Genomic DNA, 12,963 nt, shown 5'->3' on the forward strand with positions numbered 1-12,963 from the left:
CAACAAGATAGTTGACAGCTATGCCAACATGGAGGTTTCCATCGCGCCGCATCGGTTGAGGCACGAAGCAAGCCTGCTCGACTCGCCGTTCAATCAACTTGAAAGAGTAGGGGTGATCGAGCGACGTGTTGTTCCAATCGAACGTTTGGTCGATCGTGCGCTTTCGATGTCGACATCATCTCCCGAGCAGCTCGGCGCCCTATCAGACCGGCTTGCTCAGGAGCTCCTGACACAAATGACCCAATTCGCAATGGCCGGCGCTGTCATAGAAGTCATCGAGTCCCAGGCATTGATTGCCCGCCGTGGCTGAACGGCGCAATCTGCGCGGCCCAGGGCCCATCGATCAGAACGGCCTCGCCCGGCGGCATTTGAGCAATCCAAAGATCTGACAGCTTGATCAAGGCGCCCACCCTGGCCTTCTCGTGCTCCAGATCTCATTGCTGAGAGAGCAGCAAACCTACGCCGGCGACCGTGCATGTCGACTCGATCAGTAGCCGCACTGCTCGCACATCCCAGTCGAGCGTGTTGGCGGATTCGATCCAATAGTGTGAAAGAACATGGGCCGCATGCCGTGCCTTCACGCCGAGACCCACAACGCTTGCAGCAGGCGTCGTCATGATCGCCCGTTCGATCGGGTCAAGCAGTGCCAGGATGGCTTCAATCCGATCAGAGGATGGATGCAGCGCGGTCTCGCCATTCATCTGTTCGCTTGGTGCGGCGGTAGCGGAGCAGGTGACGAGTATGCTCTTCTGAAGAGCTGCGAGCTCAGTCGAAAGCGCTTCGAACTGGCTACCCAGTGCAACCAACGTTGCATCAGGGGCGGTGCGAGCTGCCTCGTGACTGAGGCTTGCCCCGCGCCGTTTGGTTCCCGCAGACATTCGAGGCCTGGCAGCCATCATTGCGCTCCGGATCGAGACAAACTCAGTGACCTTACGACGAGCATTGCGCGAACCAACGATCAGGACGAGTATCAACGCCCGAGGCCCGGTCTATCCAAACTGAACGCTCTGTCGCCGGCCGGTCTCCCGCCCTAAGCGTCCGCGATAGTCTCTCGCCCTCTTCCAAGGTTCGGACCTGCGAATGATATGGTGCGGTCGTATTGACATCAATACAAGATGTGTTTCAGGTGTATGTCTGACGCCGTGCAATCAGATGGGTTTGCAAATCCGGTAATTCTTCTGTCTTGCTCGAATTGAAACGTTCATCGCACAAGATCGTTCGCGCAGACCACGCGGTTGTCGAAATGATTGTTTTTCCAACCGATTTTTTGATGTGCGCGATGTCGGGCACAAGCCGGCGCGGCGCCGTTCGAAGGCCTGGTGTTTGCCCGCCAGAGCTACCAGACTTCACCATCAAAAAGAGCGGCCTTCAGCCTCGACCTACCAGCCTTGGTAGCCGCTGAGAACGCGGTGCATCGCGTGGATTGAATGCCTTGAGGCGCACGTGGTCGCGTCCAGCTCAGCTCGCGAGCCGCGATCGCTGTTGTCTTATCCCGTCTATCGCGGGCTTCCAGCAATCTTGAGGGTTCTCATCATCCGGCTTTGCCCGCCGCCGGCCGCTCGGAACGGCACCAGCGGCAGCTCGGCGGTGGGCCAACCGAGATGAATGTCGGACCAGGTCGAATCCGCCGCCTGTTGGAGGGGTGTATCGATGCAATCAGACCGGCAGGTCTTGGAGCGGCAGCATGTGGCGGTGCAAGATGTGGGCAACGCAGGATGGAATTGGACCGAGGCCGTTCACGCAACGAGATTTGGAGGGATTACGGTAACGACTGCTCGAGATCGAGATTGGCCGGTCCGCTCATCCCAGTAGAGCCATCGCCGCCCGTTCGTCCGTGATCAGCACATGCGCAAGCTTTCCGCGTATCGCTGCCCTGATGATCGGAACCTTCTGGAGCCCTCCGGCAGCAAGAATGCGCTCGGGGATCCGCAGCAAACTCTTCATGGTCGGATGGATCACGCGCTTTGTCAGTGGATGTGACACGGTCCGACCATCGATGTCCAGATAGTGACCGCAAATGTCACCAACGGCTCCGGCGTGAACCAGCGATCGCCAGGTCTCTTCGGAGATAACACCGTATTCGAGTGCCTTCGACTCTTCCGACAAATCCACCGCGCTGAGCAAGGCGATATCAAGCTCCGTCGTCATGGCCAAGACCGAACGAATAGGTTCGCTCGACACCAGCGCGTCGCGCAGCTCCTCGGTTTGCACAAACATCGGTGCTGTCACGTAGTAGCATTTTGCGCTCAAGGCGCGCGCCATCATGGCGGCGTTATCATAGGGATTGATCGCCGTGCTTTCCGCCAGCCCGCCGCAGAGAAGGACGACACGGCTTCCATCGCCGGAACGACGCTTGATGTTCTGGGCAGCCGCCTTGATCGTTCCGCCCCAGGTAATGCCAAGCGTCCCCGCAGGAGGCAGGTTCTCCGAGATGTATTGACCCGCTGCCGCGCCGATCATTTCGCGAACGTCGATATCGTCGAACGGAGAAGGTACGACCAAGGCGCCGCGCAAACCAAACTTCGCCACCAGACGTGCTTCCAGCTCGCAACAGGCGCCGGTCGTACCGGTGATGGTGATTTGGACCAGTCCGCTTTCGCGGGCCTCGCCGAGGATTCGATTCACGCGTTTTCGGGTGATCCCAAGTCGCTGCGCGATGACGTCCTGGGTTTGGCCTTCCTTGAAATAGTGCCAGCAAATTCGAGCCGCCAAGGACGCTTCGACGCCCCCGTCCCCGCTTTCGAGTTCCATCATGTCCAAAGCGTTCACGGGCTCCCTCCATCAATGCGTACCAGAATTCCATGCCGAAATCGCGTCGGGTACATTTGGGACGCAGCCGTCACATATATGTCGCGCGAAATTGCTACGTCATCCCTACCAAAAATGGGGGGCCGTTAGATATGTGCCGAGGATTCATTATTTCACTTTCGGTGCTTTTCTTGTCGAGTTCGGCTGCTTTCGCGGGGTTTTCCGATGGCAAGATTGTCATTGGCGTCTTGGGCGATCAAAGCGGCGTCGTTGCGGATGTGGGCGGCCCGGGCTCGATCGTGGCCGCCCGCATGGCGGTCGCCGACTTCGGCGGTTCAGTTGATGGCGTCCCCGTCGAGATCGTGACCGCGGACCATCAAAATAAGCCGGATGTCGCTTCCGCTATCGCCCGCGAGTGGTTTGACCGGGAAGGTGTCGACGTCATCGTCGACCTGCCGCATTCCGGCGTCGTCTTCGGCTTGATGGCGATCGCGAATGATAAAAAGCGTTCGCTCATGATTTCGGGGGCGGCCAGCGTCGAGATTACCGGCTCTCGCTGTTCTCCATATGTAACCCATTGGACTGACGATACTTATGCCCTGGCTCGCGGCACCGCGGCTGCCTTGACCGAGCAAGGCAAGAAATCCTGGTTCTTTCTCACCGCCGACTACGCATTTGGGCATGACCTCGAAAAGGACGCGACCTCGGTCGTGGAGGAACGCGGTGGCGAGGTGCTGGGCAGCGCGCGTCATCCGCTCGGCACGGCCGATTTCTCCGCTCTCTTGCTGCGCGCGCGAACCTCGCAAGCGCAAGTCGTGGCACTTGCAAGCGCGGGCGCGGATACGGTGAATGCGATCAAGCAGGCCGGTCAGTACGGCATCATGCGTACGCAAACGGTTGCGGCGCTTCACGCCTTTGTCACCGACGTCAACAGTCTGGGATTGGACGCGGCGCAAGGTCTCATTATCACCACCGGCTTTTACTGGGATGACACGGAGGACACGCGCGATTTCGCTGCACGCTTCTTCAAGCAACATGGACGGATGCCGACACGTGAGCAGGCCGGCGTCTATACCAGCGTCCTGCATTTTCTGAAGGCGGCCAGAAGCTCGAAAAGCGATGATGCCGCGATCGTCAATGCCGAGATGCGCCGGATTCCCGTCGACAAGTTCGGTCAACAAGCCCGCATCGAGGAGAACGGGCGCGTGACTTACGACCTCGGCGTCTATCGCGTGAAGTCGCGCGCGGAAAGCCGGCAGCCGTGGGACTATTACGAGCGGATCGCCTCGGTTCCTGCCGCGGTCGCTTTTCGTCCCGCCGCAGCATCGGGCTGCGACCTGACGGCGACCACCCGGTGACTCGCGTCCTCGGTTCAGCGCTGCCTGCGGCGAATGGCGCCTCTATCGGTTGCCAGGCGCCGGAGCCAGCGCCTCTCCTCGCGACCATCGATCTTGCCGTACGCTTCGGCGGTTTCGAAGCCGTGCGCGATGTTTCGATTGCAGTCGGGCCGCGCGCCGTTCACGCGGTGATTGGCCCCAATGGGGCTGGCAAGACGACCCTGTTCAACGCGATCAGCGGCTTCGTGAAGCCGATGCGGGGCAGCATCGTGTTCGCCGGCGCCGACGTGACGGACCACGCGCCGGATCGCCTGGCTCGCCTGGGGCTCGCCCGGTCGTTTCAGATCTGTTCGATATTTCCCAATTTGACCGTCGGCGACAATATTCGCGTGGCGCTGACACGAGACCTCAGCGGCTGGCAACTTCTTCGTCGCCGCGGGCGATCAGATGGCCTCGATGCCCGATTGGAACGCGTGCTTCGCGAGGCCGGCCTGGAAAACGAAGGCGGTCGCCGGGCTGGTGACCTGTCGTACGGACGGCGTCGGCTGCTCGAAATCGTCACGACCATCGCCCTGGAGCCAAAGCTCTTGCTGCTCGATGAACCGACCGCAGGGCTCGCGCGCGAGGACGTCGCACCCGTTATCGCCCTGATCCGAAAAGTCGCCACCCGGTGTGGCGTGCTTCTGGTCGAACACAATCTCAGCGTCGTGGAAAGCCTGGCCACGCGGGTGACGGTTCTCGCCGGCGGCGCTGTCCTTTGCGAGGGCCCATATCGCGAGGTCGCGCGCGATGCCCGGGTGATCGCGGCCTATATCGGGACTCCCCGCAATGCCTGAGACGGGCAAACCGATGATCGCTTCTGCGGACTCCATCGTCAGCATGGCCGACGTCTGCGCGTGGTATGGCGATTCGCAGGTGCTGTTCGGAGTCGCGCTCGATCTGCGCGAAGGAGAGATCGTCGGTCTCGTCGGCCGCAATGGGGCCGGCAAGACGACGATCCTTCGGGCAATCATGGGCTTGCTGGCGCGGCAAAGCGGAACGATCCGCCTTTGGGGACGCAACGCATCGGGAATGCCCAGCTACGACCGTGCGCGCCTCGGCATCGGCTATTGCCCGGAGGAGCGAGCGATCCTCGCGAGCCTGACGGTTGCGGAGAATCTCCGGCTTCCGCCTTCGATCCGCGGCGGGACCACGTCGGAAGACGATATCTTCGCGCTGTTTCCTCATCTTGGTGCGCGCGGCCGCCATCTCGGCGGCCAGCTGAGCGGCGGCGAGCAGCAGATGCTCGCCATCGCGCGCATCCTGCGCGCGGGCGCGCGGACATTGCTTCTCGACGAACCCACCGAAGGGCTGGCCCCGATCATCGTCAGGCAAATCGAGGATGCTCTCATCGAATTGAAGCGTCGTGGTTACACCATTTTGCTCGTCGAGCAGAACCTCGACTTTGTGCTCCATCTGGCCGATCGCGTTGTCGCGGTCGAGAACGGTGCCATCGTGGAGAACCTGTCCACGAGATCCGGCGGGGAAACGCGAAACCGCCTTGTCGGACAATTGGCCCTATGAGCCCGCGATGATCGACTTGATCCTTGGATATCTCACGATCGGCGTCGTCAACGGATCGTTCTATGCGCTCCTCAGTCTGGGGCTTGCCCTCATTTTCGGCCAGCTCAACATTCTCAACATGGCGCATGGCGCTTTCTACATGATGGGCGCCTTCCTGGCCTGGATCGCGGCAGAACATCTCGGCCTGAATTATTTCCTCACCCTTGCCCTGGCGCCTCTGTGCGTGGCCGGTTTTGGCATGTTGCTCGAGCGAGTCCTGCTCCGTCGAACCTACGACCTCGATCCGCTCTACGGATTCATGCTGACCTTTGGTTGTGCAATGATGATCCAGGGCGGCTTCCAGTCGGAGTTTGGCTCGTCCGGGCTTGCGTTCGCCGCGCCGGGTTGGCTGTCGGGCGGCGTTGATCTCGGCTTCCTGTTCTTGCCAGCCTACCGGCTGTGGGTCGTCGGCGTTGCGCTCGGCACGTGCGCTCTGGTCTGGCTCGTTGTCAGCCGAACGCGCGCAGGATTTATCCTGCGCGCGTCGTCGGAAAATGCCGCCATCACCGCCGCCCTTGGAATACGCGTGCCGCGCGTCTTCGCCGGAACCTTTGCTCTCGGCGCCGGGCTTGCCGGCCTCGCCGGCGTGCTTGCCGGTCCCATCTATCAGGTGAGTCCGCTGATGGGGACGGATGTCCTGCTGGTGGTCTTCGCGATCATCGTCATCGGCGGCATGGGATCCATCGCCGGCACCATCGCGTCCAGCTACAGCCTCGCCATCCTCGAGAGCTTCACGCAGGCCTTGGTCCCGCAGGCATCCAGCCTGGTCATTTTTGTTTTCATGTGCCTGGTCCTGGCCGTCAGACCCCAAGGCCTGTTCGGCATCGTGGCAGTTCGCGTTCACGAATTTCCGGCTGCCCGCCTGCCATGGGTGAGACCGCATGACGGCCACCCTGCCGCGACGCCGTTCAAGCGCAGTCTCCTGCCGTTGTTGGGCGCCGCCGCGGTCGTCGTGCTGCCGATGGTCTTCTATCCATTCTATCTGATGAAGATATTCTGCCTGGCGATTTTCGCCGCGTCATTCAACTTCCTGCTGGGTTTCGCGGGCCTCGTCTCGTTCGGCCAGGCCGCCATGTTCGGAACCGCGGCCTATCTCACGGCGTATGCGGCCAAGGACTGGGGACTTGCGCCGGAGCTGGCCATCTCTGTCGGCGTCGGTGCCGCACTCGGGCTTGGCCTTGCGATGGGCGCGTTGGCGATCCGCCGTCGCGGCATCTACCAGGCCATGATCACACTTGCGATCGCGCAGATGGCCTATTTTGTCTACGTCCAGGCCTCTTTCACCCATGGCGAGGACGGCATCCAGTCTGTGCCGCGCGGGCTCCTGTTCGGCTTGGTCGATCTGCGCGACGACATGAACGTCTATTGGCTCTGCGCCGGTACGACCTTTGCGGTGTTCTTCGGTCTTCGGCGTCTTTTGTCCACGCCCTTTGGCATGATCCTTGTTGCGATACGCGACAATGAGCGTCGAGCCGTCTCTCTTGGCTACGATGTCAAGGGCTACAAACTCGCAGCCTTCGGCGTGGCTGCGGCTTGCGCCGGTCTGGCCGGATCCTTGAGCGCAGTCGTTTTCCAGCTCGCCACCTTGTCGGGCGCCCATTGGGAGCTGTCGGGAGAGGCCGTGCTGATGGCGTTGATCGGCGGCATCGGAACCTTTGCCGGCCCGCTTGTCGGCGCTGCCGTGCTGGTGACGATGCAGCAGTTTCTCGCGCCTTTTGGCGCGTGGGTTCAGATCATCCAGGGACTGGTGTTCGTCATCTGCGTTTTGATGTTTCGCGACGGATTGGTGGTCCGGGGGCAACTCGCCCTGACAGCCATTCGGCGCCGCAAAACGCCTCTTTCGCTCGCTGCCAGCGAGCGGGTACCCGCAACGGGTGTTTAGCATGCCGCATGAGCAGAACATATCCGCAGCGCCCGCCACCACGCCGAATGGAATGGCCGCTTCGACGCTCGCGGCCGGTCTTCGCGATGGACGGATCAGCGCATCGGACTTGATGGAGGCATGCCTTGACCGGATCGCTGTGCGCGAGCCGGAATTGAAGGCGTGGGCCTTCCTCGATCCCGACCGGGCGCGTGATCGTGCCAGGATGGCGGACGCCAGGCGAGCGTCGGGGTTGCAGCTCGGGCCACTGCACGGGTTGCCGGTCGGCGTGAAGGACGTTTTCGACACCGCTGATATGCCGTCCGAATACGGCAGCGAAACACTTCGGGGCCGTCGGCCGGCGGCGGATGCAGCCGCGATCTCGATCCTGCGCCGCGCCGGGGCGATCGTCATCGGCAAGACCGCCACATCCGAGTTCGGGATGTACCATCCGAGCCCGACCCGCAATCCCCTCGCGCTTTCGCGTTCACCCGGCGTGTCTTCGTCCGGTTCGGCGGCAGCGGTTGTCGACCAAATGGTGCCATTGGGGCTTGGTACCCAACATACCGCGTCGACGACGCTCCCTGCCTCGTTCTGCGGCGCGTTCGCGTTCAAGCCCTCGCTCGGATTCACCTCCATGGCGGGAAGCAATGTCCTGGTGCCACGGCTCGCGCATGTCGGCCTGCTCGCGCGATCCACGTTGGATCTATGTCTCTTCGCGAGCGCGTTCGATCCGGCTCTGGCCGACGTGTCGCCTGCCATAGAGCCACTGCGGCTTGGCGTCGTGCGCGGGCCCGGTTGGGCGATGGCCGAGCGCGATGCTCGCGTCGCATTCGACGCCCTGCTGGAGCGGCTGTCGACGTCGGTTGAAGCCGTTGATCTCCCGGCCGAGTTCGATGACGCCCCGGATATCGCGATTGGACTCCTCAACGCGCATTTAGCCCGTCGCTTCGGCCGCGCGCCCGATGAAACCGTTCGGCAATATTGCCCCCCGTTGCAGGCGGGAATCGAGGAGGGACGCCGCATCGATCGTGCGCGTTATCTTGCGCTCGATGCGCAAGCCGACGGGCTTGTCGAACGAACCCGCGCTTTGTTCGGCGAATTTGACGCGTTGGTCACCCTGTCGGCGCTGGGTGAGGCAACCCGGATCGAGGATGGGCCGGGCTCCGGCGTGATGTCGATGCCCTGGAGCCTGTGCGGCCTGCCGACGGTGTCGTTGCCGCTCCTGACCGGAGCTCTGGGACTCCCGATCGGAGTTCAGTTGATCGGCCGGCGCGGCCGCGACGCCGACCTGCTGCGTGTCTCGCGGTGGCTTGAGGCTGTGACCTGTCCGAATCATCCAGTTATCGCAACCAGGGCATAGAGCATGATCAATGCAGTCAAGCGTCCCTCGGCTTCTCTGGCCGTGAACGGCCGAAGCTATTTCTGGCCCTCGCGAACGACGGTTGTGATTTGCTTCGACGGTTGCGATCCTGCCTATCTGGGCGCGGCTCGCGCTGTAAACGCGATCCCGGCCATTGATCGAATGGCAACGGACGGGTTCGCCACGGTCGCGCTCGCGGCGATGCCGACCTTCACGAATCCCAACAATATTTCGATCGTCTGCGGCGCACCGCCGTCGGTTCACGGCGTGTCGGGCAATTTCTTTCTCGACCGCGCCACCGGCGAGGAGATCATGATGGTCGACGCCACGCCGATGCGCGCGCCGACGATTCTGGCGAGCTTCGCCAAGGCCGGCGCCAAAGTTGTAGCTATCACCGCCAAGGACAAGCTGCGCAAGGCGCTTGCCTATCAGCTCGATGGTATCGCGTTTTCTGCGGAGAAAGCCGATACCTGCACCCTGGCCGAGAACGGTATCAAGGATGTGACGGGACTTGTCGGTCGCAAGGCCCCGGATCTCTATTCGGCCGATCTGTCGCTCTTTGTGCTCGACGCGGGAATCCGGCTGCTTGAAACCCAGCCGGTCGACCTGATGTACCTGTCGCTGTCAGATTACGTGCAGCACACATTTGGCCCCGATGAACCCGAAGCAATCTGTTTTATGCGTGAGGTCGATCGACGCGTCGAACGCCTCATGGCCCTCGGCGCGGTGGTCGGGATCGTCGCAGATCACGGGATGAACGACATGGCGGAGGCTGGCGGCTCCCCCCGCGTTCTCTATTTGGGCGACAGGCTTGATGCCGAATGGGGGCCGGGTACCACGCGGGTGATCTGTCCGATCACCGATCCCTTTGTCCGCCATCATGGGGCGATGGGTGGCTTCGTGCGCGTCCATCTGTTTGCGGCCCATCTCGATCGCGATGCGGTGATCTCCTTCGTTCGATCTCTTCCAGGTGTCGCGCTCGTTCTGTCGCGCGAGCAGGCGTGCAAGCGCTTCGATTTGCCGGAAGACCGCGAGGGCGACATTGTCGTGGTCGCGGAGAAGGGAACGGCGCTTGGCGCGCGGGCGAAAGATCATGACTTGACGCAACTCGCAGGAGCGCGGTTGCGCTCCCATGGCGGACTTGCGGAGCAGGAAGTGCCATTCCTGATCTCTCATCCCCTCACGCCGCAGCATCAGGCGGAACTCGGCGCGACGCGATTGCGAAATTTCGACATCTTTTCCGTCGCCCTGAATCATGTGAGGGCGTGAAGCGATGCGGCAGGCTATTCTGGTCATTCTCGACGGGCTGAGACGCGACCTGATCTGCGAGCGGACGACGCCGAATCTGGCCGCTTTTGCCAAAGTCAGCGAAACATTTGCCGACTATCGAACCGTCTTCCCGTCTTGCACGCGCGTGGTCTCGGCAAGCATCGCGACCGGATGCTACCCCGCGCGGCATGAACTACAGGGCAATTCGCTGGCGCTGGTCGAGGACGGCGTCTTGGTGCCGCACGATGCCGGCCATCCGGATTTCCTTCAGCACAAACGCAGGGTAACGGGTCGATCGCTGGCCGTTCCGACCCTTGCCCAACGTCTTGCTGACGCGGGCGGCGCGATCATCTACAGCAATGTCTCGCCAGGTGCGGCCTATGCTCACGATCCCGATGGCTATGGATATGTCTACCATCGCGCGGGTTCGTTCCGGCCCGGCCGGGTACCCGTTCCAGACACAGAACGGTTGCGCGTCGAGCCCGATCTCCGCGGCGATCACCAGATGACCGAGCGCTTCATCCGCGACGTGCTGCTGGAGCGACGCCCCGCGCTGGGCGTCCTGTGGCTCGGAGATCCGGATGCCACCCAGCATAATCATCCCCTCGGTTCGCCAGACGCTATCGAGGCGTTGAAGCAATCCGACTTGCGGGCGAGGGAGGTGATGGAGACCGTCCGCGTCCGCCGCGCCGCGGGCGAGGACATCCTGCTCCTGATCGGTTCTGATCACGGTCATCAGACCGTCACCGGCGTCGTCGACATCGAACGAGACCTGGTTTCGGCTGGCCTTAAGGGTTCGGACAATTCCCGCGATGTGATTGCGGTCTCCAACGGAACGTCCGCCCTGGTCTATGTCCATGCGGACTGTTCCGATCGCATCCCGGCGCTGCGGGCGCATTTGGAAGCTGCCGATTGGGCTGATCGCGTCGTGCCTGCCGACACGCTGGGGTCGATTGGACAGGCGCCCCGTCACGGACTCGCTTTCGCAATCTCCATGCGTGCGAGCGACGAACCCAATATCCATGGTGTGCGCGGCACGAGTCTGGTCGCCAAGCCCGCGTCTGGCAAAGCCGATCGACTCGGCTGCGGCCAGCATGGCGGATCCGGTACCTATGAACAATCGCCGTTCCTGATGATCGATGGAGCCGGCTTCGCGCCGGCGGTGGTGCGACAGAGTGGAGCAACGGTTGTCGATATCGCCCCGACCATCCTGACGCATCTTGGCATTGCTGCGGACGGGATGGATGGAGCAGCACTCCAGAGGAGACCGGATTGATGGGGGGGTGTCAGACCGCCTCGCACCGGCAGATCCACTCAGGCTCAGGTTCGCTCGGACCTCAGCCTGGGGACCGCATCGTTTGCCTGGCCGAGTCGGATCCGCGTCGGTCTGTCAGATTTCAATCCAGGGCAGGCGAGGGCGCCAAAGCACCTCGGCCATCGAGCAGGGATGCGCCTGCAATCTGCGGGATCGGGCGAACCGGACGCGATCGTTCTCGCCGCAAGGGCCCGGGCGCCTGGCTCACGGCTCCTGGCTCGGCGTTTTCGCCACACCCAGGATATGGACCGGGCGCCGCGACAGGCCGTAAGCGCGTCAGTCCCGCCATCGCCTGCAGCCAGAATGTGCGGCGATCAGCTCAAATCAGCTTGGTCGTCGCCTTCACGGTTCGTCAGAAGGCCGGCCATTTCGAGCACCTTCTTGCGCAGCCGCGGATCCAAAATGGCGAAGTAGGTGCTGACGAGATCACGCGCTTCCCGGCTCGCCATCAGGTCTGCGATGTGCCGCTGTCGTTTGTCGGGTGGCACAGGCCCCCGTCCCGGCTCAATCCCTCCCACAGCGTCGGCATCGCTGTCGAGATCAGTAAAGAACCATGTGATCGGAACCCCCAATTGTTGTCCGATCTCGTACAGGCGCGAGGCGCTGACGCGGGTCTCGCCGGCTTCATATTTCTGCACCAGCTGGGAGCTTCCTCCGAGCCGCTGAGCCAGGTCGTCCTGGCTCAAGTCCAACAGAATCCGCCGCAATCGCATCCGTCTGCCGACGTGCTGGTCCACCAGGTTCGGCTTCTTGGAAAGAACGCCATCGGTCTTTTTCTGCCGTGGTTTTGAAGAGGGCTTGAGTTTTGAAGCGGCATTCGAGCTCTGACCCGGCGCGCGGACGACGGCTAATGAAAGCTTTGACCGGGGGCGAGACTTCCTGGGCATGTCGCTCGAATCGCGCGGTTCGGGAAGCATGTCAACTAGAATTAGCGTCACCCCGTCTCGCAAGGCGCAAAATGTCCTCGTCGGAGCAATTGTGAAGGTTTTCTTACGGTCGCAACCTGAAGGAGAGATCGCCTTGGAACCATTAAACTGCTGTCCCAGCTCTGGTCGATTGCCCGCGGCGCTCCAGATCGTTCATGGCCCGGTCGATCTTCTCGGACGGTTTTTTTTGTGGGCCGATGGCGAGATGCGGGACAGGGGGGTCACCCTGTCCTTCGCCACGCTCGAGCAACTCGTGGCGATCAATCGCGCCAATTCCGACACGTGGCGTCCGCTTTTGCCGCTGTTTGATCCAGCCGTGGGCGGCATCAGCCAGCGCACGGGCTTCGCACTGCTGGGCCGGAACAACGCTGGTGAAGTCGTGGCGACCCAGGCGGCGCGACTTTACGATTGGTCAACGACATGCTTCCGCGACGAGGCCACTTCGCTGCGCATGTTCTATGCGGATCCGGCCGCGGCTCTGGCGCGGGGCGAGCGCTGCACTGTGTCGGCAGCGTCAGCGCCCCTGATCTCCGGCCGCGTCG

At 62.2% G+C, this 12,963-nt stretch carries 10 protein-coding genes and 2 pseudogenes; 9 read left to right on the forward strand and 3 right to left on the reverse strand.

Going from position 1 to position 12,963, the window contains the following annotated elements; translation table 11 throughout:
• Nucleotides 1-310 (forward strand): annotated as a pseudogene (locus WCB02_RS39850) (class I SAM-dependent methyltransferase); the annotation flags it as partial.
• A 124-nt stretch (nt 311-434) separates the two neighbouring features.
• On the opposite strand, the gene WCB02_RS39855 reads toward WCB02_RS39850, so the two are convergent.
• Both WCB02_RS39855 and WCB02_RS39860 read right to left on the reverse strand, forming a co-directional pair.
• Complete coding sequence (locus WCB02_RS39855; RefSeq protein ID WP_423967978.1) at nt 435-974, reverse strand: hypothetical protein; 540 nt, start codon at nt 972-974, stop codon at nt 435-437.
• Nucleotides 975-1,800: 826 nt separating this feature from the next.
• Complete coding sequence (locus WCB02_RS39860; protein ID WP_423967980.1) at nt 1,801-2,769, reverse strand: sugar-binding transcriptional regulator; 969 nt, start codon at nt 2,767-2,769, stop codon at nt 1,801-1,803.
• Between the two features lie 32 nt (nt 2,770-2,801).
• Between WCB02_RS39860 and WCB02_RS39865 the strand changes: the two genes are divergently transcribed.
• The 7 genes from WCB02_RS39865 to WCB02_RS39895 are packed head-to-tail and all read left to right on the forward strand — an operon-like array spanning nt 2,802 to nt 11,456.
• Nucleotides 2,802-4,106 carry an ABC transporter substrate-binding protein gene (locus WCB02_RS39865; RefSeq protein WP_423967982.1) on the forward strand — a complete coding sequence of 435 codons (1,305 nt, stop codon included), beginning with the start codon at nt 2,802-2,804 and terminating at the stop codon, nt 4,104-4,106.
• Between the two features lie 44 nt (nt 4,107-4,150).
• Nucleotides 4,151-4,921 (forward strand): ABC transporter ATP-binding protein, encoded by a 771-nt coding sequence (locus WCB02_RS39870; protein ID WP_423968000.1) that lies wholly within the window; start codon nt 4,151-4,153, stop codon nt 4,919-4,921.
• 13 nt (nt 4,922-4,934) lie between these two features.
• A complete protein-coding gene (locus tag WCB02_RS39875) occupies nt 4,935-5,648 on the forward strand; it encodes an ABC transporter ATP-binding protein (protein ID WP_423967985.1) in 714 nt (237 codons plus the stop codon).
• 7 nt (nt 5,649-5,655) lie between these two features.
• Nucleotides 5,656-7,569, forward strand: a complete 1,914-nt coding sequence (locus tag WCB02_RS39880; RefSeq protein ID WP_423967988.1) for an ABC transporter permease — start codon at nt 5,656-5,658, stop codon at nt 7,567-7,569.
• A gap of 1 nt (nt 7,570) precedes the next feature.
• Nucleotides 7,571-8,911 (forward strand): amidase, encoded by a 1,341-nt coding sequence (locus tag WCB02_RS39885; RefSeq protein WP_423967990.1) that lies wholly within the window; start codon nt 7,571-7,573, stop codon nt 8,909-8,911.
• A gap of 3 nt (nt 8,912-8,914) precedes the next feature.
• Nucleotides 8,915-10,180 carry a phosphonoacetate hydrolase gene (gene phnA / locus WCB02_RS39890; protein WP_423967992.1) on the forward strand — a complete coding sequence of 422 codons (1,266 nt, stop codon included), beginning with the start codon at nt 8,915-8,917 and terminating at the stop codon, nt 10,178-10,180.
• Between the two features lie 4 nt (nt 10,181-10,184).
• Nucleotides 10,185-11,456, forward strand: a complete 1,272-nt coding sequence (locus WCB02_RS39895) for an alkaline phosphatase family protein (RefSeq protein WP_423967994.1) — start codon at nt 10,185-10,187, stop codon at nt 11,454-11,456.
• Nucleotides 11,457-11,809: 353 nt separating this feature from the next.
• On the opposite strand, the gene WCB02_RS39900 is transcribed toward WCB02_RS39895, so the two are convergent.
• The gene (locus tag WCB02_RS39900) at nt 11,810-12,412 is read right to left on the reverse strand and encodes a helix-turn-helix domain-containing protein (RefSeq protein ID WP_423967997.1); all 603 of its coding nucleotides are present in this window, start codon (nt 12,410-12,412) and stop codon (nt 11,810-11,812) included.
• A gap of 61 nt (nt 12,413-12,473) precedes the next feature.
• On the opposite strand from WCB02_RS39900, the pseudogene WCB02_RS39905 reads away from it, so the two are divergent.
• Nucleotides 12,474-12,963: pseudogene (locus WCB02_RS39905) on the forward strand (hypothetical protein); the annotation flags it as partial.

The sequence above is a fragment of the Bradyrhizobium sp. genome, from assembly GCF_049581145.1.
Classification (GTDB): Bacteria; Pseudomonadota; Alphaproteobacteria; order Rhizobiales; family Xanthobacteraceae; genus Bradyrhizobium.

Bases quoted from the DNA above. Each gene is read 5' to 3' on its own strand.
- WCB02_RS39880 (WP_423967988.1), top strand. From the start codon at position 5,656: ATGATCGACTTGATCCTTGGATATCTCACGATCGGCGTCGTCAACGGA.
- WCB02_RS39895 (WP_423967994.1), top strand. From the start codon at position 10,185: ATGCGGCAGGCTATTCTGGTCATTCTCGACGGGCTGAGACGCGACCTG.
- WCB02_RS39900 (WP_423967997.1), bottom strand. From the start codon at position 12,412: ATGCTTCCCGAACCGCGCGATTCGAGCGACATGCCCAGGAAGTCTCGC.
- WCB02_RS39875 (WP_423967985.1), top strand. From the start codon at position 4,935: ATGATCGCTTCTGCGGACTCCATCGTCAGCATGGCCGACGTCTGCGCG.
- phnA (WP_423967992.1), top strand. From the start codon at position 8,915: ATGATCAATGCAGTCAAGCGTCCCTCGGCTTCTCTGGCCGTGAACGGC.
- WCB02_RS39865 (WP_423967982.1), top strand. From the start codon at position 2,802: ATGCCGAAATCGCGTCGGGTACATTTGGGACGCAGCCGTCACATATAT.
- WCB02_RS39885 (WP_423967990.1), top strand. From the start codon at position 7,571: ATGCCGCATGAGCAGAACATATCCGCAGCGCCCGCCACCACGCCGAAT.